Annotated in this window: 22 protein-coding genes; 5 read left to right on the top strand and 17 right to left on the bottom strand. The window is 36.2% G+C overall.

The features are described from left to right. Window positions 1-152 precede the first annotated feature (152 nt). Complete coding sequence (locus tag ACFQZ1_RS19670; protein WP_377884153.1) at window positions 153-1394, top strand: nucleotidyltransferase; 1242 nt, start codon at window positions 153-155, stop codon at window positions 1392-1394. A 234-nt stretch (window positions 1395-1628) separates the two neighbouring features. Here the strand turns inward: ACFQZ1_RS19670 and ACFQZ1_RS19665 are convergent, their stop codons facing one another. Next, complete coding sequence (locus ACFQZ1_RS19665; protein ID WP_377883876.1) at window positions 1629-2654, bottom strand: SepM family pheromone-processing serine protease; 1026 nt, start codon at window positions 2652-2654, stop codon at window positions 1629-1631. Further along, window positions 2647-3438 carry a patatin-like phospholipase family protein gene (locus ACFQZ1_RS19660; RefSeq protein WP_377883875.1) on the bottom strand — a complete coding sequence of 264 codons (792 nt, stop codon included), beginning with the start codon at window positions 3436-3438 and terminating at the stop codon, window positions 2647-2649. The genes ACFQZ1_RS19665 and ACFQZ1_RS19660 overlap by 8 nt, the downstream gene beginning before the upstream one ends. A 107-nt stretch (window positions 3439-3545) precedes the next feature. Here ACFQZ1_RS19660 and ylbJ point away from each other — a divergent pair, with 107 nt between their 5' ends. Continuing rightward, on the top strand, window positions 3546-4778 hold the full coding sequence (ylbJ, locus tag ACFQZ1_RS19655) for a sporulation integral membrane protein YlbJ (protein WP_377883874.1): 1233 nt from the start codon (window positions 3546-3548) through the stop codon (window positions 4776-4778). Here ylbJ and coaD read toward each other — a convergent pair. Next, window positions 4773-5261: a pantetheine-phosphate adenylyltransferase gene (gene coaD, locus ACFQZ1_RS19650; RefSeq protein WP_377883873.1), complete on the bottom strand. Its 489-nt coding sequence runs from the start codon at window positions 5259-5261 to the stop codon at window positions 4773-4775. The two genes, ylbJ and coaD, sit on opposite strands and share 6 nt — an antisense overlap. Continuing rightward, window positions 5249-5824 (bottom strand): 16S rRNA (guanine(966)-N(2))-methyltransferase RsmD, encoded by a 576-nt coding sequence (gene rsmD / locus ACFQZ1_RS19645; protein WP_377883872.1) that lies wholly within the window; start codon window positions 5822-5824, stop codon window positions 5249-5251. Before rsmD ends, coaD begins: the two co-directional genes overlap by 13 nt. 439 nt (window positions 5825-6263) lie before the next feature. Here rsmD and ACFQZ1_RS19640 point away from each other — a divergent pair, with 439 nt between their 5' ends. After that, on the top strand, window positions 6264-6653 hold the full coding sequence (locus ACFQZ1_RS19640) for a DUF7147 family protein (protein WP_377883871.1): 390 nt from the start codon (window positions 6264-6266) through the stop codon (window positions 6651-6653). A 350-nt stretch (window positions 6654-7003) separates the two neighbouring features. Here the strand turns inward: ACFQZ1_RS19640 and ACFQZ1_RS19635 are convergent, their stop codons facing one another. From ACFQZ1_RS19635 to ACFQZ1_RS19610, 6 genes are all read right to left on the bottom strand, one after another. Then, window positions 7004-7279: a YlbG family protein gene (locus tag ACFQZ1_RS19635; RefSeq protein WP_154710709.1), complete on the bottom strand. Its 276-nt coding sequence runs from the start codon at window positions 7277-7279 to the stop codon at window positions 7004-7006. A 161-nt stretch (window positions 7280-7440) separates the two neighbouring features. After that, window positions 7441-7893 (bottom strand): YlbF/YmcA family competence regulator, encoded by a 453-nt coding sequence (locus ACFQZ1_RS19630; protein ID WP_377883870.1) that lies wholly within the window; start codon window positions 7891-7893, stop codon window positions 7441-7443. Window positions 7894-7969: 76 nt separating this feature from the next. Then, entirely contained in the window at window positions 7970-8542 is a 573-nt protein-coding gene (locus ACFQZ1_RS19625) for a histidine phosphatase family protein (RefSeq protein ID WP_377883869.1), read from the bottom strand. A 76-nt stretch (window positions 8543-8618) separates the two neighbouring features. Beyond that, window positions 8619-8864: a YlbE-like family protein gene (locus ACFQZ1_RS19620; protein ID WP_377883868.1), complete on the bottom strand. Its 246-nt coding sequence runs from the start codon at window positions 8862-8864 to the stop codon at window positions 8619-8621. Between the two features lie 11 nt (window positions 8865-8875). Then, window positions 8876-9289, bottom strand: a complete 414-nt coding sequence (gene ylbD, locus ACFQZ1_RS19615) for a YlbD family protein (protein ID WP_377883867.1) — start codon at window positions 9287-9289, stop codon at window positions 8876-8878. Window positions 9290-9376: 87 nt separating this feature from the next. After that, entirely contained in the window at window positions 9377-10408 is a 1032-nt protein-coding gene (locus ACFQZ1_RS19610) for a CAP domain-containing protein (RefSeq protein WP_377883866.1), read from the bottom strand. Between the two features lie 213 nt (window positions 10409-10621). Here ACFQZ1_RS19610 and ACFQZ1_RS19605 point away from each other — a divergent pair, with 213 nt between their 5' ends. Beyond that, a complete protein-coding gene (locus tag ACFQZ1_RS19605; RefSeq protein ID WP_377883865.1) occupies window positions 10622-10987 on the top strand; it encodes a YugN family protein in 366 nt (121 codons plus the stop codon). Window positions 10988-11235: 248 nt separating this feature from the next. On the opposite strand, the gene ctaG is transcribed toward ACFQZ1_RS19605, so the two are convergent. From ctaG to cyoE, 6 genes are all read right to left on the bottom strand, one after another. Then, window positions 11236-12141: a cytochrome c oxidase assembly factor CtaG gene (gene ctaG, locus ACFQZ1_RS19600; RefSeq protein WP_377883864.1), complete on the bottom strand. Its 906-nt coding sequence runs from the start codon at window positions 12139-12141 to the stop codon at window positions 11236-11238. A gap of 63 nt (window positions 12142-12204) precedes the next feature. Continuing rightward, the gene (gene ctaF / locus ACFQZ1_RS19595) at window positions 12205-12543 is read right to left on the bottom strand and encodes a cytochrome c oxidase subunit IVB (RefSeq protein ID WP_377883863.1); all 339 of its coding nucleotides are present in this window, start codon (window positions 12541-12543) and stop codon (window positions 12205-12207) included. A gap of 3 nt (window positions 12544-12546) precedes the next feature. Next, window positions 12547-13170, bottom strand: coding sequence for a cytochrome (ubi)quinol oxidase subunit III (locus ACFQZ1_RS19590; protein ID WP_377883862.1), 624 nt, complete (start codon window positions 13168-13170; stop codon window positions 12547-12549). Then, window positions 13170-15032 carry a cytochrome c oxidase subunit I gene (ctaD, locus tag ACFQZ1_RS19585; protein ID WP_377883861.1) on the bottom strand — a complete coding sequence of 621 codons (1863 nt, stop codon included), beginning with the start codon at window positions 15030-15032 and terminating at the stop codon, window positions 13170-13172. The genes ACFQZ1_RS19590 and ctaD overlap by 1 nt, the downstream gene beginning before the upstream one ends. A 33-nt stretch (window positions 15033-15065) precedes the next feature. Next, window positions 15066-16115, bottom strand: a complete 1050-nt coding sequence (gene coxB, locus ACFQZ1_RS19580) for a cytochrome c oxidase subunit II (RefSeq protein WP_377883860.1) — start codon at window positions 16113-16115, stop codon at window positions 15066-15068. Window positions 16116-16207: 92 nt separating this feature from the next. After that, complete coding sequence (gene cyoE / locus ACFQZ1_RS19575; protein ID WP_377883859.1) at window positions 16208-17131, bottom strand: heme o synthase; 924 nt, start codon at window positions 17129-17131, stop codon at window positions 16208-16210. 515 nt (window positions 17132-17646) lie between these two features. Between cyoE and ACFQZ1_RS19570 the strand changes: the two genes are divergently transcribed. Further along, window positions 17647-18594, top strand: coding sequence for a COX15/CtaA family protein (locus ACFQZ1_RS19570; protein WP_377883858.1), 948 nt, complete (start codon window positions 17647-17649; stop codon window positions 18592-18594). 224 nt (window positions 18595-18818) lie between these two features. On the opposite strand, the gene pyc is transcribed toward ACFQZ1_RS19570, so the two are convergent. Continuing rightward, window positions 18819-22265: a pyruvate carboxylase gene (gene pyc / locus ACFQZ1_RS19565; protein ID WP_377883857.1), complete on the bottom strand. Its 3447-nt coding sequence runs from the start codon at window positions 22263-22265 to the stop codon at window positions 18819-18821. Between the last annotated feature and the right edge of the window lie 13 nt (window positions 22266-22278).

Here is a 22278-nt window from a genome sequence, read left to right as displayed (position 1 = left end):
TCATATCACCTCAAGGCAACAAACAAAATTATAGCTAGCCGTTGTATATTTGTCAATATTTTTTCTTTACACTATAATGGAGTCATTATAGGAAATAATATATAGATTATCATGTTTTAGAAAAAGATGCTACACTGAAAGGAGGGATTATTATAAAAGCTAGCGGCATTATTGTTGAATATAATCCGTTTCATAACGGTCATGCTTATCATGTGCAACAAACAAAAAAATTAACAAATGCCGATATAATCATTGCTGTTATGAGCGGACCCTTTTTACAGCGAGGAGAGCCAGCCCTAGTTTCAAAATGGGCTCGAACACAAATGGCATTAGCAAATGGGGTAGATATTGTCGTTGAACTTCCTTATGCCTTTGCAGCGCAAAAAGCTGAAACGTTTGCAAACGGTGCAATTTCAATATTAGATGCTCTTCGCGTCTCTGAAATTTGCTTTGGAAGTGAAAGCGGTAATATCGAACATTTTCACAATACAATTACGATACGTCAGGCTGAGCATGATTTATTTAATCACCTTGTACAACAATACATAAAAACCGGAATGAGTTACGCAAAAGCCACTTCTGAAGCATTTTCATCCTTACAAAAAAACGTAGCTACTATTGATGTCTCAGAGCCAAATAATATTTTAGGACTACATTACACAAAAGCAATTATAGAGCAGAAAAGTTCAATGAAAGCAAGTACAATTAAGCGTTTTGCTTCGCATTATCATGATGAAACATTTCAAGATGAACAAATTGCCAGCGCAACAAGCATACGTAAACAATTATTTCATGAACAGAAAACTTTTTCAGCAATTGCTCCATTTGTTCCAAATATAACAAAGCTACTTTTAGAGCAATATAAACATTCCTATCAGCTACTACATAACTGGGAACATTATTTTCATTTACTAAAATATAAACTCTTGACAATGTCACCCTCTCAATTACAACGTATATATGAAGTAGAGGAAGGATTGGAGCATCGGATTTTATCTTCTATTCGGGAAGCAACTTCATTCACGGTATTTATGAAAGCATTAAAAACAAAACGTTACACATGGACACGACTGCAGCGTATTTGTACTCATATTTTAACAAACACAACAAAAGAAGAGATGCAAAAAGCTCACATAGAACAGCACGCACAATATATACGTTTACTCGGCATGTCCCAAAAAGGACAAAAGTATATATCAAGTATGAAAAAACAAATAACACTCCCTTTGCTTTCTCATACAAAAACGTTTCAGCACCCCCTTCTAGATATAGATCAAAAAGCAAGCGCTGTTTATTGCTCTATTTTACAAGAGCCTCTTTGCGGTGAAATGATAAAGCGGGATATAACGCAGCATCCAATTCGATATGACGAAACACAACATTTATTTTTATAAAGTGAGAGCTTTCCATCAGCGGGGATTTTCTTCATCTCCCACTGATGGAAAGCTCTCACCAATCGGGCGCATGCCAGCATTTATCCCTCACCTATCTTCTTCGCTTTTCTCTGCATCTTGAGGTGGGGGTCCTGCTGCCCGCGAATAGCGGGATAAAGTGAAACTTCCATCAGTCAGGGGTCTTACTGTCCACGAATAGCTAGATAAAAAAAATCCTCTCTTAAACGAGAGGATTTACTTTTTTTCTGACATTTTGTCCAAATATGCTAATGCATCATCTAACGTATCCACAGGTATAATTTTCATTTTTGTATTTATATCTTTAGCTGTTTTCACCGCTTCTTTATAATTGGAATTCTTTGCACCCTTCTCATTTGGAGCAAAGAATACTTCTGCACCCGCGTTATTAGCTGCAACTACTTTTTGAGAAATACCTCCAATCGGACCGATTTCTCCTTTTTCGTTTATTGTTCCAGTCCCAGCTATTTCGTGACCTTTTGTTATATCTTCTTTCACAAGCTGATTATAAATCTCTAGCGTAAACATAAGCCCAGCAGAAGGTCCTCCAATTTTATGCGCATCAATTTTTACGTTAGGGCTTACTGTAAGTTTCTTATCCGTAATAATAGAAACTCCAATGCCAGCACGGCTTTTATCTTCCGGAATTGGTTTTAATACAAATTTGTCTTCTTTCTCATCCTTGTCGCGTACATACTTAATATTTACTTCATCATTTTGTTTTTTTGTTTTCATGTACGCAATGAACTGCTCTGCCGTTTGAAATGGTTGTCCATCAACAGCAACAATACGATCGCCAAGTTTTAACTTCTCAGCAGCCGGCATACCATCTGCAATTCCTGCTACGATTACACCTTGATTTTCAAATGAAACAGAGGCGTTTGCTCGTTTATATGCATTATAAATTGCCGCATCTTGCGAATCTTTCATTGCATACACTTGGCGAAATTGATACTCTTCATCACTTTCACCTTTTTGTAAAATTTCTTCTGTTTTTAAAATTTCAGCATACTTGTTAAATTTAGCAGAAAGAAAGTTAACAACATTCGCTCGTCCCATTGAAACCGTAACGAGCATAAAATCACCCTTCTCTTTATTCCCTCCCTCAACTTGTACGTACGGCTCTAATTTCTCTGCCATACCTGGCTTTGTAATATAGTATGGCAGAGGAACAAACACAATCAACATTGCAACTATAACTCCAATGAGTAATGCATATAAATACCGAAACTTTTTAAACATTCTTTTTCTCCTTCCACTGTTCAATCAACGTATAAATCGTTTGAATATGCCGCTGCGCTTCTTCTTCTCCAACACGAATGATATCTTCTATATTCGTAAAGGCCCTTGAACTAAACTGTTCTACAGCTGGATGCATCATAAGATCTGATGCAATTTGTCTATTTACTACAAGTTCATGCTGCATAATTTCAATACTTTGCATAATGACATCATAAATAGATGTAACCTCTCCATTGACCTTAATAGGGGATACATCAACGGCAATGACAATATCAGCCCCTAATTTTTTCACTACCGATACTGGAATACGATCAATCACTCCCCCATCAACTAGTAGCCTTCCATTTATTTTCTCTGGAACAAATATACCGGGTACAGAAATACTTGCCCTGACAGCATCCGCAATAGAACCTTGTGTAAAGATAACCTTTTCACCATTTAGAATATCAGTTGCTACAACCGCTGTCGGGATATCCAGTTCTTCTAATTTTTTATTATATGTAAACATTTTAATCATATCCTTCACACGTTTGCCAGTAATAAATCCCATTTTAGGTACAGTGAAGTCCAGATAGTATTTTCGCTTAAACACTGTTGCTAATCGATACAAACGGTCCACGTTACATCCTGCAGCATAGAACGTACCTATTAGTGCTCCCATACTGCTCCCAGCAATCATATGAATAGGTATCCCCGCCTCTCTTAACACTTTAATAACACCTACATGTGCAAACCCTTTCGCACCGCCTGACCCAAGTGCTAACCCAATTTTCGGTTCTCTCATCTTCTTCACCCTCAAAATTTTTTCACTCTCTTTTTATACTTATGGTCTAATTTCACCATGTATCCTCGTATACTGAAATGAACATTTGGGACAAAGGGGGATACAAAATGTACGAAAAATGGAAAACCGGCTTTCTCACCATATCGGTCACTTTTTTTACAGTTTCTCTCGTACTCCACCCCCAAGCAGCACTGCAATCATCTATTCGAGGCTTAAATATATGGTGGGAAGTTGTCTTTCCTTCGTTGCTACCTTTTTTTATTATTGCAGAACTTCTAATTGGACTAGGGATTGTAAAGTTCATTGGTGTGTTATTAGAACCCCTTATGCGTCCACTCTTTCGTGTACCTGGTATCGGAGGATTTGTATGGGCAATGGGGATGGCCTCTGGTTTTCCTGCAGGTGCAAAATTAAGCGCTAGATTACGCCAAGAAAATCAACTTACACAAATTGAAGCAGAGCGCCTTGTGTCTTTCACAAACTCTTCTAATCCATTATTTATTTTCGGCGCTGTAGCGATTGGTTTCTTTGACAATCCAAAACTAGGACTAATTTTAGCAGCTGCCCATTATGTCAGTAACTTCACAGTTGGACTACTCATGCGTTTTTACCAAGATAGACACACACAAACAGAAACGAAGAAACATTCAACGCCCATTCCATTGCGACACGCCTTTTCCGTTCTTCATAAAACTCGCTTACAAGAAAAACGACCCATTGGCAAATTAATCGGTGACGCTATCACTTCTTCAATTCAAACATTACTTATGATTGGCGGGTTTATTATTTTATTCTCTGTTTTCAATAAAATGCTAACTGTTTTTCATATTACAACTTTCCTTTCCCTTATTATGAAACAAATATTAGTTGCATTTCAACTTTCGCCTTACTTTAGTTTTCCCATTTTATCCGGTCTTTTTGAAATGACACTCGGGAGCCAAATGATTAGTCAAACAGAGCATACTTCTATTTTACAACAAGCCATGATGACAAGTTTCGTTTTAGCATTTAGCGGTCTTTCAATTCAAGCTCAAGTTGCCAGTATTTTAGCAGAAACCGACATTCGTTTTAAACCATATTTTATCGCACGAATTATTCAAAGTATCCTTGCTCCAATCTATACATATATATTTTGGGGACCACTTTATGAAAGATTACATTCTTTTTCACCTACCCAATATGATATTCCAGTCTTTTTATCTGAACAATCTACCCTGCTAACAAAAGGATGGGCTTCACTAGTTACATATGGTCCAATCTTTACACTGTTTTGTTTATATTTATATGTTATGTTACTATTCATGCGTTTTATCAATAGCAAAAAACCCCGTTCATCATAACGGGGTTTGAAACTTCTCTTTTAAAGCACGTTCTACAATTGGCGGGACAAGTCCAGCAACATTACCACCATAACGTGCTACTTCTTTTACAATACTTGAGCTTAAAAAGGAATATTGATTATTTGTCATAATAAAAAATGTTTCTACATTCTCTTCTAATTTACGATTCATGGATGTAATTTGCATTTCATATTCAAAATCAGATACGGCACGCAAACCGCGTAAAATCGCATTTGCATTACGCATCCTTGCATACTCTACTAATAAGCCACTATGTGAATCAACTTTTACATTCGGAATATCTTTTGTCGCCTCGCGAATTAAATCTAAACGCTCTTCTACCGTAAAAAGTGGTTTCTTTGATGAATTGTTTAAAACAACGACATATACTTCGTCAAAGACTTTTGCGCCCCTCTTAATAATGTCTAAATGTCCAAGCGTAATCGGATCAAAACTCCCCGAAGAAATTGCTATGCTTGCCATTCGGTCCCCTCACCTTCATACTTATAAATCGAAATCGCTGTAATACCATAGTTTTCAGCTCTCACCTTCACAAGTCTTCCAATTGTTTCAGGCAATTCTACATCTACCCCATGCTCTGACATAACGATTCCGTTTTCTTTCAATAGACCGTGTTGATCCATTATACTAATTAAAGAGACAATCTTTTGATCTTTATATGGTGGATCTAATAACACAAGATCGAACGATACCTCACGTTTCATAAGCGCCTTCACAGCACGTTCTGCATCATTTCTATATACTTCAGCTTGCGCTTCTAACCTACAACTTTCTAAATTTTGATGGATAACCTTTATAGCTTTTCCATCACGATCAACAAAAATAGCTTTATCTATCCCTCTACTAAGAGCCTCAATACCGAGACCACCGCTTCCTCCAAACAAATCAAGAGCTAAACCACCGTCAAAATAAGGACCAATAATATTAAAAATGGCTTCTTTCACCTTGTCTGTTGTCGGGCGCGTTGTGTTACCTGGTACAGCTTTTAAAGGATGACCTTTACACTTTCCTGAAACTACTCTCATAATTTGTCACTACCTTTATCTCTTTCTAACATATTGTTCATATAAATCATTCTTGTGCAAGCTCAATGTTACCCACTACTTGCGGACAGTAAGACTTCCACTAATGAAAGCTCCACTATATGTATATTCATCTTTTTTATCCTATCATAAAACATACGAAAGAAAAATAAAAAGCAAAAGAGAAATTTTAATTTTACAATGTATATCTTCAAATAGTTTGGACATAAATAAGGATAACAACATCACCTTCGATGTTGTTGCCAACCGCGGAGAAGACTTACGTTTCCCCATAAGTTCTTCCTCCGGTTTCTCCTCTCCCTTTGCCTTCTTGCTAGTCATGCTAGTATAAGAAGGGCCCTGCTTCGGCAGGGTTTTTTTCTTTGCCTTCTTTTCATTTTAAAAATGAAATGATACAGTAAAAGAAGAAGGAGGGAAAGTCATGATTCAACGTTTTATTCAGCTAGGTGAAGGTTACTCCGATTTATATGAGTTACTAGAAATCGCAAAGGCAAACCAACACCGTGTAGCTCATATGTTACAATTTCACACATTAAAAAATAATAAATCTGTTTGTTCTCTTGCTGTTATTCTACATCCAACAGCAGTAGGCAATTTTCAGCCATTATACATATGTCTAGAAGGGATTCCTGTAGAAGAAGATAAACAAAGTAAGCGCATTGCTTTGTTCGAAAATACTGCTTCAGAAATTGGTAAACAAGTCGTTTCTTTCACAGTCAAACCATCGACTATGTTCCCTGAGAAAGAATTATATTTTAACCATCTCATTGGTATTTTACGAATGAACCATTTCATTCCGCCTATGCAATAAAGTGAAACTTCCATCATTGGGGTCTACATCCCACACTGATGGAAAGCCCACCCAATCAGGCTGTTACGGGCAGTTATCCCCCAACTATCTTCTTTGCTTTTCTCTAAATATTGAGGTGGGAGGTCTTACTGTCCGTTAATACGGGATAAAGTGAAACTCTTATTAAGGAACGCTTTTTCCACTGATAGTTAGTGGATCTAACCGAGATTTTACAGTCAGTTTGATGTAATTCCCTTAAAAAATCAGCTTATCGACTGTTAAAACAAAGTAAAGTGAAACTTCCATTATAAAAATTTTACTGATTCTAAATACAAATCATACAAAAAACCCACCAAAATTTTGGTGGGTTTTTAATCAATCTTATTATAATCGTATTCTTTTGCACGATCTGGTCTAGAATTTTCGAACTCCGTTTTTAAAAATGGGCGATAAGATGGCTCTACCTTTTTTACAAACGGAAGCTTATTTAATTTTTGCATCATATGTTCCAGTTGTTCCATATCACAATACACTACGGCATATTTAAACCGCTTTGATATGTAATGAATGTTTCCGTACTTCCTTAAAATTTTAGCGTGTTTTAAGGAATGTAGATAGACAATCATACTTTGTCGTTGCCCAAACATAATCTTCTCCTTTTATATAATTTCATTCTTTCTATTTTACAAAAAGCACATAGAAATTTATAACTGTACATACAATTCCTCATCAGCTTTTTAAACATCAAAGGATATCAGCGGGTGTGTTTTATATTCATTTTATTCCAAATTCTAAAAAACGGGGCAAATCACCCCGTTTTTTTGCACCCACAGCTACCACCAGAGCCACAACCGCCTCCACATCCACCTGCGTCAAAGAACGGGTTCCCTGTTGGGACTTTGATAGAAGCAGAGATTTCCATCCCAATTATTGTACTGACTTCATCTAATAGCTTTTGCAATTCATTTTCTGCTTTTTTAAAAGCAACTATCACTTCATGCAAATCTACCGCCCGTTTCAATTCTCGCATTTGCGCAGAAACTGAAGTAAAATCTGGATGATATTTTCCAAAACGCTGTACTTCTTCATATCGTTCCTTCAGAGCTATAAACTGTTTAATTAACGTTTGTGCTTCTTCATTTTGCTGCAATGCATGATGGCATTCGCGATAACGCTCAGCTATATCTGAACAAACAATTGCTTTCGCTAATTGTTCGGCTTCATCTAGAATTATTACGCTCTCTAGCGTCGCTAGTATCATAAGAGACACCTCCGAATACTAATCATATCATATTTATAACGGAACTACTAACTTTGCTTCCCAGTTTGCAAACAGCTTATAATGAGATGTGTTCTGCAATATTGTATCTTAATACGGCCCATTTCCCTTTTGATTGTTTTACATAACTCATACACGCATTTTTTAAAGGCGTTTTAAACGTAATTTCTTCTGGAACAATCGCATGAAGAATCGCTTTAATTGCATGAGAGTGCGCAACAATAATAATTCGCTTCCCATCATACTGACAAGCAACATCTTTCAATGCAGAAAAACAACGCTCTACAATTTCTTCCTCTGTTTCCATATCCACTACATTCCCATCAGCAATGAGCTGCCTTACTTCATTAACTGGTTTCCCTGATGCCACACCAAAATTACGTTCCATAAAACGCTCATCAAGATGAATTGTATTTATACCAATCGCATCTGCAATTGCTTGTGCCGTCTCGTACGCTCTCACTAAAGGACTACTAATGATTACATCCCAAGTTTCAGCTCGCAATGCTTCTGCACTCTGCGCTGCTTGTTGTTTTCCAATTTCATTTAAAGGAATGTCTTCTCTTCCTTGAATGATTTCTTGAAAATTCCAATCAGTTTGTCCATGTCGTACTAAACAAATTTCCGTCATGCTGTAACTCCTTTTTCCAGAATTCTTTTTTATTGTAACAAAAGTTTCGCATGACGGACACAGTTTTTACTTCCAGTTAATCAACGTTTTGCTGTTTCATATATTGAAACATATCTATCATTAGTGAAGCAACCGATAACTGATTTTGAAACTTAGCTACCTTGTCTGGAATTGTCTTTTTAAAATATTGCATGGCTGCCAGTTCAAATGAATCTTTTTCACTTGGATCTCTAGAAAGTTTCCGATACCAATACGGCTGCTCCCGAATATATTTCTGTAAATCTTCATTCGATCTTACAAATTCGATGAGTTCTTTTCTCATCACTTTTCCTCCTAATCTTTTTGAAAGAAAAATGGATTATTTTCCGAATTACGCTGCTGTTTTGTTGCTCGGTTCCCTTGAAACTGTTGAATAACTTGCTGCACACTTCCAAGTGCAGTCGTCATATTTGCTAAATGTTGCTGCACCTGGTCCACATCTAACTTTTTAAAAAACGATACCATTTGCCCCATAAAGTCTCCAGACTTTTCTTCGTGATCTTCTTGTACAGAAGAAGAGATAGTCTCTCCATTCACTTTGTAATGATTCCACACGTCATCTTGTTCTCCAAGTAAATACCACTCTTCATAAAACTGTTGCCACGATTTCTTTCCATTTCGAACGTCATGAACCATCTTTGGATGCTGGCGTACAAACTCTTTAAATTCTTGAATAGAAGGATGTAAATCTCCTTTCACCGTTGTCATTACAATCACCTCACAAGATGTATCTTTTACTATATTGTAAGAAAAAAAAGGCGCATGGTTCGCCTATTTTTAGGCAATTCATACACCTTACTTTTCAATAAAATTTTGCGTATAAAATTTATCATACACTCCAATTCCTAAATCAGTGAACTGTTCGTTTAATAAATTCTTTCGATGACCCTCGCTATTTAACCATCCTTGCACTGCTGCAATTCCATCAATATGTTGCGTCGCGATGTTTTCTCCCGCTAGTTGGAATGATACATTTCCTTTTTGCAAACGATCACCTAATGTCCCAAATGAAGGTGAATCATGCGAAAAATAATTGTTATCTTTCATATCTTTACTATGTTCATATGCTACTACCGCCGTTTGTTGATCCCATGCTAATAATGGAAGGTGATAACGACTACGAATTACATTTGTCAAATCTAAAATTTGTTGTGCATTTCCTTGTTCGACTTGCTTCATTTGCTCTAGTGATAATGGTTGTGGATTCGTTAATTCTCCAGAAGAAACGAGTTGATATGGCCTTTGCTTTATTAACGTTTCATCATCCATATAACGAACACCGACAAGCTTATGTGTAAAATGATCAAAATATAATTGTGCCCACCCTTCTTCCAAAGAAACAAGTGGTTGCTCTGCTACTTCAACATCAGACAATTCAAATTGATAACTATTTTTCCCCATTTTAAGTGAAATTTCATATGAAAACGGATTTCTTTTATAAACATCTTCATATCTCTCCCCAATATGAAATGGGGAAATATTCACTTTCTCTCCACCAACATAAATCGTAACAATTTTATGATCCAAAATTCCAAATTGCACATACTGTGATAAGTCCTGATTATATATCCACCATTCATAACCATATGCAGAAAGCTCAATTCGCTCCGGTTCGCCCCACTTCGCTAACAAATTTTCGGGGTCACTACCAAGTAGCTGTGGAATTTCTTCTGGCACACCTTTATTTTCTTTTTTCATTTTCACGATTTTATGCTCTGATTTTAAATGAGGGGATTGTAATATATATTGAGAAACGAGTAATTTCCCGTATAAATCAATTGCTAAAATAAGAACGGTAATTACTATAATACGGAACAACTTTTTCAAATTATATACCTCCTGCATACCCATAAAATTGAGGTATACACAAACAAAACTGTTTTTCTCCATTTTGTGTGTACCACACTACGTTCACTATATCATATTTCCTGCATAAAAGCAGACATTATACCTTTTCTCTCTATACGAATTGTATTTTCTTACTATTCGTACTATTATAAATTCAAGAGGATTTTATGTTTATAATAAGGAGGATATTTCATGCGATTTACAAATACGAAACTTGAAGGCACAGTTGTTGACCTCACACTTCTAACTGAGGTAATGAACAAGCATCATTTTGTACTAGCTGGGCAATGGGATTACGAGCGAGTTACATACGACTATAAATTTGAAATGCTAAAAGATGTGTATTATTTACGTATACAAGGTTTTGCCATAGAAGGAGATATCGGAGGACGACATGCAAATATTAAATTATTGACACCGCTTCTCGGTAAACATTATTATCCACATGGTGTAGAGTATGGGGAGGACGAAAATTTCCCAAAAAATGTTCTTCAAAAAAGTGAGCAGTTACTTCAAAGCATCGAAAAAGAATTGCAAGATTTAGCGATTATAGAATAATAAAGTAAAACTTCCATGAGTGCTCTCATAAGCAACATGGTTGCTCTTGAAAGAAGGTACTTTCGATTAAAGCAAAAAGAAGGCATACACAATGGTATACCTTCTTTTTGCTTTGTAAATTTATATCATTATTTGTAGATAATACGCTCTCGCCTCAAGACTAAGAGATAACTACTGACATGCATTCAATTGGTGAGAAGTTTCCAATAGTGGGGATGAAAAACCTTCCGCTTATGGAAACTTCATTATTATTTTGACTGTAAATACGGGGGTAATGCATGAATCTGTTCTGCATCCTTTTTTCGTTCTTTTCGCGCCCATGAGAAGAAAACATATCCTATCACCGTACCATACACAATTTCTTGTATAATCTTCATTACAATACCTCCTGTTTTCTGATCTTCTAAAACAGGAAGCCAATGTAAGAAATCAGGACCTGTAATATTTAAGCTAGATAACGTTCCAGCTGGTACACAAAGTTCCATTGCCTTCATCCATGCGCTTGGATCTGTATAGGTAGCAAATAATGGTTCATTTGCAAAAATAATAAGCGCACAAGCCGGCGTTAATAACATACCATTTGCAAACATATAACCAATTTTTTGAATATCACTTAACGTTCGATATTCCGGTAATGGATTAAATATTGGCCACCATAGCATCATAGCCATAAAAAACAATATGAAAAGAACAACTGGATGTCCAAATTGACTTTGCTTTACCGCATCAAACACAACTGGCAAATGATACATAGAAAATAGCCCATTAAAAACAAATAAAGCTACAACAGGATTTGCCCATATATGTAACATCATACGAATAAATCGAAATGATGTTATGTATTGAAACAACCAATTTGGTAATCCAAGTAATAACAGTGGAGGTACAACCATATACATGATTGCCATTTCAAACATATGTGCACTAAACACAACATGTCCAAGCAAATCAATTGGCCCTCCTTTAACTAAATACAAAAGTAACATACCACTTAGAAAACAAAAAATTTTTCGTTTACTTACTTTTTCTCCATTTGGAAAGCGATGTCGATACTTTCCAATAATTAAAAGATAACCAATCACAACAGCTAACATAAAAAGAAAAAAGATTGGGCTCCACAGTGCTTCAAAACCAAATATCCATAAGTTGTTCACTTTTTTACACCCTCCCTTACATACGTAAAAGGGGATTGATAAAACATTCAATCCCCTTTCCTTTTAAACCCAAACAATTGTCATAAAAGCTAAAATTGTTATTAAACCGACTAGCAGACCGGCATACAAGAAAAATGTAGGCGCTTCATGCCCTTTATGACTCATATGCATAAAATAATACAATTGAAAAATAACTTGTACAGCAGCTAACAATAAAATAAATGGTACGGAAAAAAGCGGACTAAATGTTTTAGGATATGCGACTGCTGCAAATGCAATGAGTGTTAAAAAAATCATTAATCCGAAAGTAATCACTTGATGCTTCATTTCTTCCGCACTTTTTTTTCTACGATAAGCAAGATCGACTTTAGGATTACTTATATTTGTTTGTTTAATTGCCATTGTTTATCCCACCATTCCCATTAAATATACTACAGTGAAAATAAACACCCAAACTACATCGATAAAGTGCCAGTAAATTGATGCCACGTAAAACTTTGGAGCATTGTATAAATTTAAACCACGCTTCGCATTACGGATTACTAAAGTTGAAATCCAAAGTAATCCAAATAGTACGTGTAACCCATGCGTACCAACTAACGCATAAAATGCAGAACCGAATGCACTACTTCTCATCGTATGTTTAAACTCATGAACGTAATGATTAAATTCATAAATCTCAAAACTTAAAAATCCAACCCCCAGCAATACAGTGACAATAAGCCAAAGCTGCATTTGCTTAAAGTTAAAATTCTTCATATGATACATTGCATATACACTAGTTAAACTACTCGTTAACAGAAGCATCGTCATAATGAACACAAGCGGCATTTGAAACATCTCTTGTGATGACGCTCCACCATTTGTTGAATTTTTCAGTGTTAAATATGTTCCAAATAAGGACGCAAACAGTACTGTCTCGCCTCCTAGAAACAACCAGAATCCAATAAATTTATTCTTTCCCTCAAGGGTTGCTTTTTCAGGCTCTGCTGGAAAGGTTTCATTTGTTAATTTTTCCTCTACATGCATTATGCCTTGCCCCCTTTATCTTCTAAATCTTCTTTATGAATATGGTATCCATGATCATCAATTACAGATCGTAAGAGCATTGCTCCAAAAGTAATAATCAGACCAATGATTGCTACTACTAGCCACATTTTCTCTTTCCCCGCATGCATATACATCGCTCCAAATGCTGCAATAAATAAGCCTAAAGAGATGACAAATGGCAGGAAAGATGCATTTGGCATATGAATATCACCAATCGGTTCTGCTGGTGTCATTTCGTTTTTCCCTTCACGTTTTTCAATCCATAATGGATCTAATCCACGAACAAATGGTAATTGCTTAAAATTATATTCAGGTGTCGGCGCTGGAATTGCCCATTCTAACGTACGGCCATCCCAAGGATCCTGACCAGCTTGTTTCTTAGAAAAAGATGTTTTTATAACATTAACTAATAGTACGATTGTTCCGAGAGCCATAAATACTGCCCCTACTGAACTAATTAAGTTACCAACTTCTAATCCTTGTCCTGGCAAATACGTAAAATAGCGACGTGGCATACCCATTAAACCAAGGAAGTGCTGAATAAAGAACGTTAAATGGAAGCCAATAAAGAACAACCAAAATGTAATTTTACCTAGTGTCTCATTTAAAACTTTATTAAACATAAGCGGCCAATAATAATGAGCACCTGCAAATAATCCGAACACAACACCACCAACAATTACATAATGGAAGTGAGCCACAACGAAATAATTATCATGAAATTGATAATCAGCAGGAGCTGATGCAAGCATAACGCCTGTTACACCACCCATAACAAATGATGGAATAAAACCAACAGCCCACATCATTGGTGTTGTAAAGCGAATACTTCCGCCCCACATCGTAAAGAGCCAGTTAAAAATTTTAATACCTGTTGGAACAGCAATTGCCATTGTAGCTACAGAAAAAATTGCATTCGCTACTGGTCCAAGACCTACCGTGAACATATGATGTGCCCAAACCATGAATCCTAAAAATCCAATTAATACCGTTGCAAAGACCATAGATGAATATCCGAATAAACGTTTTTTAGAGAATGTAGCGAAGATTTCTGAGAATATTCCGAAAACAGGGAGTATAAGAATGTATACCTCTGGATGACCGAAGATCCAGAATAAATGCTCCCATATAATCGTATTTCCTCCTAGAGCTGGGTTAAAGAAGCTTGTGCCAAATAAACGATCCAACATTAACAGAGCTAGACCTACTGTAAGCGGTGGGAATGCAAATAAAATAAGTGAAGATGTTACAAAAGTCGTCCATGTAAACATCGGCATCCGCATATATGTCATCCCAGGTGCCCGCATATTAATAATAGTAACAAGGAAGTTAATTCCTCCTATTAATGTCCCAATACCTGCAATTTGCAGACCGAGAACATAAAAATCGATACCGTGTCCTTTGGATGCGAGTGATAACGATGCATACGATGTCCAACCTGCATCAGGTGCCCCGCCTAAAAACCAACTTAAGTTTAAAAATACGCCTCCAAAGAAAAACAACCAAAATCCAAGAGCATTAATAAATGGAAACGCAACGTCTCGTGCACCAATTTGAAGTGGTACCGCCGCATTCATCATTGCAAATACAAGTGGCATTGCCGCTAAGAAAATCATTGTTGTTCCGTGCATCGTTAACACTTGGTTGTACATATCTCCAACGAGAAAATCATTGTTTGGAATCGCTAACTGCAACCGAATAAATAATGCTTCTATTCCTCCGATGATAAAAAATAACCCACCTGCAATTAAATAGAGAATGGCAATTTTTTTATGGTCTACTGTCGTTAAATAATCCCAAATTACAGAGCCCACTCCCTGTTTTTTTGCTACAGAACTCACGTTTTCAACCTCCCCTTCGCAAATAGTTTCTCTTTACTTTTCAACTTTTAATGTTTGTAAATATGCATTTAATGCATCTACTTGATCGTCAGTAAGATTACCGTATTTTCCAGTCATTTTATTTCCTGGTTTTATGCTTTCAGGGTCTTTTAACCACTTCTTCACATTTTCCTCATTATTTTCAGTAATACCTGCAACCATATCACGATCTGCGAAGTTGGCTAAATTCGGTGCAATACGTGCAGAAGGCGGTCTTTTATCATTTGATCCAACAGCATGACAACCAATACAACTCTTTTCAAAAATTTGTTTACCTTCCTGCTCTTGCGTAGAAGCAACAGCTTTCTTACCATCTAAGTCTTTCATACTAGCAACCCATTTTTTGTACTCGCTTTCATCAACAGCTTTAACTTTAAACTGCATTAAAGCGTGAGAGGGTCCACAAAATTCTGCACAAAAACCATTATATGTGCCCGATTTATCCGCTTTAATCCACATTTTGTTTGTATTATCTGGATTTGTATCCATTTTTCCAGCTAAAGACGGAACCCAAAATGAATGTTTAATATCAGAACCCTTTAAATTTAAATATACTTTTTTACCTGTAGGGATGACTAAATCTTGCGAAGTTACTAATTTTTCATTATTGTAAGAAAATTCCCACCAATAAAGATTCGCTGTTACATCAACAACGATTGTATCTTTATCAATATTCTTTTTCTCAATTGCACTAACGTCAGCAAGTTTAAACGTATATGTAACAGTAGGGACAGCCAATACCAATAGAAGTAAAATTGGAATGACTGTCCATATAATTTCTAGCTTGTGATTTCCTTCTACTTGCTTCGGAATAAAGCTTTCCTGTCCCTTTCTTTGACGGAAACGCACAATTACATACAAGAAAATAATCGTAACAACAAGAACGACACCAATCATGATTGCACTGGCTAACAACAATAAATCGTATTGCATTTTTGCTACTTCACCTTGTGGAATCAAAGTAGATTGAAAGGCTTTACCGCATCCCCCTAACAGTAAAGCCACTAGTGAAACAAGCGAAAGCAATCGCCACTGTTTCTTCATGCAAACAACCCCCACTTTCTTTGTTAATTAGATTGTACTTTATAGTAAGTAAAGTAAATCTCAACGTAAAGAAATCCCCTGATGTCGTTGTCTTAGAAGAATGTTACAACAATCATTGAAATAAATAAGATTGTTAAGTAATTCAAGGAGTATACAAACATTTGCACGGACCATTTGATGTCGTCTTTCTTACGGAAGCCATAAAACCCTAACGCGATCCAACCGATGTTAAGCACTGTTGCAATTACCATAAATGTTACTCCAAGTGCACTCATATAAAATGGAATTGGCAATAAGCAGACTGTCCAAATCATAATTTGACGTTTTGTAATATCAAATCCATATACAACAGGAAGCATTGGAATACCTGCATTGCGATATTCTTCAACACGTTTCATCGCAAGAGCGAGAAAGTGTGGAATTTGCCATATAAACATAATTAAGAATAACATCCAAGCAATAGGATGATCCAAACTTGGATCAATAGCTGCCCAACCAATTAAAGGTGGAACCGCTCCTGATACACTACCTACTACTGTATTAAGCGTATATGCTCTCTTTGTCCATAATGAATAAAGAACAACATATGTGAATGCTCCAATAAAACCAATAAATGCAGCCATCGGCGTTGTAAGAAGCAAGAATACGAAACCTAATAGTAATAGTACAATACCGAATGTTAATACAAAACTCGGTTTCATTTTCCCAGTTACTGTCGGTCGATTTTTTGTTCGTTCCATTAAATGATCAATATCACGATCAATGTAGTTATTCAAACTACATGATCCTGCCATAATAAGTGCAGAACCAGCAATTGTGAAAAACATTTTATCAAGCTGATCCAAAAAGTTTAATCCATTAAAATGTAGAGCCAACCAAAAACCAGTAAATACCGTTAATGTATTTGAATTTACAATTCCCATTTTTACAAGCGCTAACAAATCTTGTACACGACTTGTTTCCGGCACATCCGTTACAGCTGATTCCTCATGCAATTGACTTGTTGCATGGTTCATCGTTTCAACCCCCTCTAAAACTTTCATCATAATTACTCTGCAATGAGCATTTTACTCGAAATAAAACACTCTTTAGCTTCTATATAACAATATTATTACAGTAGAAATGTTGTTTTATGGTTCTGCTATTAATATACACTTCTCACTCGAATATATTAAAACATATTTCATGAAAAAATTGTGAAGAAAACATGAACTTTTTGTGTCTATGATTAAAAAAGTTTTTCCCTACTCTCTCCATAATAGCACGTAATTACCTTTTATAATAAACCATTTTGTCAAATTCCGCATGTATTTCCGTTTATTTATTTATAAAATCCGCTTTTTTTGTTAAAATCAGTAATTTATTTTCTAGATTTTAGTATTATTTTATCTTATCTTTTCCTTTCCCGTCCGCCTTTGCTATTTTATAAGATTTTATATATCATAGGACTGTAGTGCATTTCTGTTTCTATAATATGTATTTCATTAAAATATTGCACAATAACTTTAGGATAGAAAGCTGGTGAAAAGGATTGCAACGTTTTATAAAATGGTTAGCAGTCATTACGAGTTTTGATTTATTATGTGTTCTTCTTGGCGGAGCATTGGTTACTAAGACTGGTTCAGGACAAGGGTGTGGTAAATCTTGGCCGCTATGTAACGGGGAATTGATTTCCTCGCACCTATCAATGCACACAATTATTGAGCTGAGTCATCGCCTTACTTCAGGCTCTGCAGGGATTCTTGTTACACTACTATGCGTCTTAGCTTGGAAATACTACGGACATGTTCGGGAAACAAAAACCCTTGCCATTCTGTCTTTCGTATTTTTAGTAGCTCAAGCACTCATGGGAGCAGCTGCAGTTGTATGGGGACAAGTTCCAGCTGTATTAGCAATTCATTTCGGTATCTCTCTTATTTCGTTTGCTGCTGTTATTTTATTGACACTCCTCATCTTTGAAATTGATAAAAAGTTTGATGCCCGCTCACTTAATATTGATAAGAAGATGAAATTTCATATTTACGGTGTAACAATTTACAGTTACATTGTTGTCTATACAGGGGCATTGGTACGTCATGAACACGCAAGCTTAGCATGTCCAACTTTTCCATTATGCAGCAAAAACAGTCCATTTCCAACGCAATTTCATGAATGGATACAAATGGGACATCGATTTGCCGCTACATTAATTTTTGTTTGGATTTTATACGCAATGATTATAGCTATCCGGCAATATAAACAACAAGCTGTTATATATTATGGGTGGGTCACTGCATTTATCCTTGTGATGTGTCAAGCAATCTCTGGTATTTTAGTTGTATTCACAGGAGCAAGCTTAACGATGTCACTTCTGCATTCACTCTTTATATCATGCTTATTTGCTGTATTATGCTATTTAGTTATGCTAGTAACACGTAGTAACACAAACATACAAAAAACAGAAATGAATCATACTACACAGCAAAAGAAACTATTATAATAACTTTTCTATTGCGATAAGTTATTATTTTCAAAAAGCAAAAAGAGCTGCATCAAGCAGCTCTTTTTTATTTTTATCTTTTACAACTGCCAAATGAGTAAGATATGTAAAAAATCGTACACATAGCAGTTTCATCCCGCATTTACGGATAGTAAATGCCTGATTGGTTCAACTAACCATCATTTGGGGACGAAGCCCCCCACTAACGGAAGTTTCACTTTATTTTATTGTTCCAATTCAATCAGCAAATCACCTGTTTGAATTGCCTCTCCATCTTTCACATACACTTTTTTCACCGTACCAGTAAATGGCGCTTGTACAGTTGTTTCCATTTTCATCGCTTCTGTAATTGCCATGGAATCACCTTTTTTCACTATATCGCCTTCATTTACTACTACTTTAATTACAGTTCCCGGCATTGTTGCATTAATATGATTTGGATTCTCACGATTTCCTTTTACTCGTTGTGAAACTGTTGCTTTGACGCTTTCATCTTTTACAACAATTTCACGAGGTTGTCCATTAAATTCAAAATAGACAACACGCGTACCATCTAATTGTGGTTCTCCAATCGAAATTAATTTCACAATCAATGTTTTACCACGTTCAATTTCTACACCAATCTCCTCACCAAGTCTCATACCATAGAAGAATGTTGGTGTATCAAGAACAGAGATATTTCCATATTGCTCTGCAACTTTTTGATAGTCCATAAATACTTTCGGATATAACGCATACGCTACAATATCAAACATCGTTACTTCACGACCAAGCTTATGGAATAACTCTTCTTTTACCCCTTCAAAATCAATTGGTTCTAACAGTTCACCTGGTCTTACTGTTAAAGGTTCTTTTCCTTTTAAAATAATTTCTTGTAACTCTTTCGGGAAACCACCGTACGGTTGTCCAAGATCACCAGAGAACATTTCTACAACTGATCCTGGGAAGTCTAATGCGTGACCACGCTCATAAATATCTTTCTCTGTTAAATGATTTTGTACCATAAATAGAGCCATATCACCCACTACTTTTGACGATGGAGTTACTTTAACAATATCACCAAACATATCGTTGACACGGCGATACATCACTTTCACTTCATCAAAACGATCTCCTAAACCGACAGCTTTTGCTTGTTGTTGTAGATTACTATATTGACCACCTGGCATTTCATGCATGTACACTTCTGTATGCGGTGCATTCATTCCACTTTCAAATGAAGAATAATATTTACGAACATCTTCCCAATAATGAGAGAGCTTCTCTAAAGATTTCACATCTACATTCGGTTGTCTTTCATTTCCTTCTAATGCATAGTACAACGTATTAGCGCTCGGCTGAGATGTTAATCCTGCCATAGAGCTTACTGCAACGTCTACAATGTCAACTCCAGCTTCAATTGCTTTCGCATATGTTAATACACCGTTTCCGCTCGTATCATGCGTATGAAGATGAACCGGAATCGATACCGTCTCTTTTAATGCGGAAACTAAATCATATGCTGCATTTGGTTTTAATAATCCTGCCATATCTTTAATCCCTAAAATATGAGCACCTGATGCCTCTAACTCTTTTGCTAAGCTTTTATAGTAATTCAAATCATATTTACTGCGCATCGGATCATGGATATCACCTGTGTAACACATTGTTGCCTCTGCAATTTTACCGTTTTGACGTACAGCATCAATCGCAACGCGCATACCTTCTACCCAGTTTAGACTATCAAAAATACGGAATACATCAATACCAGCTTGCGCAGAACACTCTACAAACTTTTGAATTAAGTTATCTGGATAGTTTTTATATCCTACTGCATTTGATGCACGAAGAAGCATTTGGAATAATACATTTGGCATGCTCTCACGTAATTGTAATAAACGTTCCCATGGATCTTCTTTTAAGAAACGATACGCGACATCAAATGTTGCTCCGCCCCACATTTCTGCCGAAAATAAATTCGGTAGCATTCTTGCTGTTGGTTCAGCAATTTTTTCTAACTCTTGTGTACGGATACGTGTTGCTAATAATGACTGATGCGCATCACGGAATGTAGTATCCGTTAATAAAACTTGTTTTTGTTCTTGAACCCATTTTACTAATCCATCAGCTCCGCGCTCATCTAAAATTTGCTTCGTACCAGCTGGAATCGGTTCAGTATATTTCACATTTGGAACGCGCGCTTCTGCAAAAATCGGTTTTTCTTGTTTTCCTACTCCAGGAAATCCGTTGACTGTTACTGTGCCAATGTATGATAGCATTTTTGTACCACGGTCTTTTCGTTTCGGAAATACAAATAATTCCGGTGAAGAATCGATAAACGATGTATCATATTCTCCTGTTAAAAAGTTCTTATGTTTTACAACGTTTTCTAGAAACGGAATATTTGTTTTAATACCACGAATACGGAATTCCTTTAAATTACGTTCCATTTTAGCTGCTGCTTGTTCAAACGTTAACGCCCAAGTTGTTACTTTTACAAGTAATGAATCATAATACGGTGTAATAACTGCACCTTGGAAGCTGTTCCCTGTATCTAAACGGACACCAAAACCACCACCAGAACGATATGCCATAATTTTCCCTGTATCTGGCATGAAGTTATTAAGCGGATCTTCTGTTGTCACACGAGATTGAATCGCAAATCCGTGTGTAATTATATCTTCTTGTTTTGGAATACTTACTTTTTCGCTATGTAAAGCATAGCCATCAGCAATCAAAATTTGTGATTGAACGATATCAATGCCTGTAATCATTTCTGTAATCGTATGTTCAACTTGGACACGTGGATTTACTTCAATAAAATAGAAATTGTTTTCTTTTACAAGAAACTCAACTGTCCCTGCGTTCACATAATCGACATTTTTCGTTAATTGAACTGCAGCTTCACAAATACGATTGCGAAGTTCTTCTGAAAGAGACACACTTGGTGCTACTTCTACAACTTTTTGATGACGGCGCTGCACTGAACAATCTCTCTCATATAAATGAACGACATTACCATGTTCATCTGCTAATATTTGTACTTCAATATGCTTTGGATTTTCAACAAACTTTTCAACATATACTTCATCATTACCAAACGCTGCTTTCGCCTCGGATTTCGCACGGTTATATGCTTCTTTTAATTCATCTTCGCTGCGTACGACACGCATGCCACGACCGCCGCCACCAAGAGCTGCTTTAATAATAATCGGATAATCATACGTTTTAGCAAAATTCTCTATTTCTTCAATTATACTTATCGGACCATCACTACCAGGAATGACAGGAATATTGGCTAATTGTGCTTGTGTTCTGGCCTTCACTTTATCCCCAAACATATCTAAATGTTTACTCTTTGGACCAATAAATATAATACCTTCTTCTTCACAACGTTTTGCAAATTCAATATTTTCTGACAAAAAACCATATCCTGGGTGAATTGCATCAACATGATTGCGTTTTGCGATTTCAATAATACCTTCAATATCAAGATATGCATCGATTGGTTTTTTACCTTCTCCTACCAAATACGCTTCATCTGCTTTATATCGATGATATGAACCGCTATCTTCTTTCGAGTAAATCGCAACTGTGCGTAGTCCTAATTCTGTACAAGCCCGAAACACACGAATCGCAATTTCACCGCGGTTAGCTACTAATACTTTTTGAATACGTTGCAGCTTTTTCATGATTTTCCCCCTC

It is taken from the genome of Bacillus sp. CGMCC 1.60114 (assembly GCF_042676365.1).
Lineage (GTDB): Bacteria > Bacillota > Bacilli > Bacillales > Bacillaceae_G > Bacillus_A > Bacillus_A rhizoplanae_A.
This window is presented reverse-complemented; position numbering and strand designations above follow the sequence as displayed.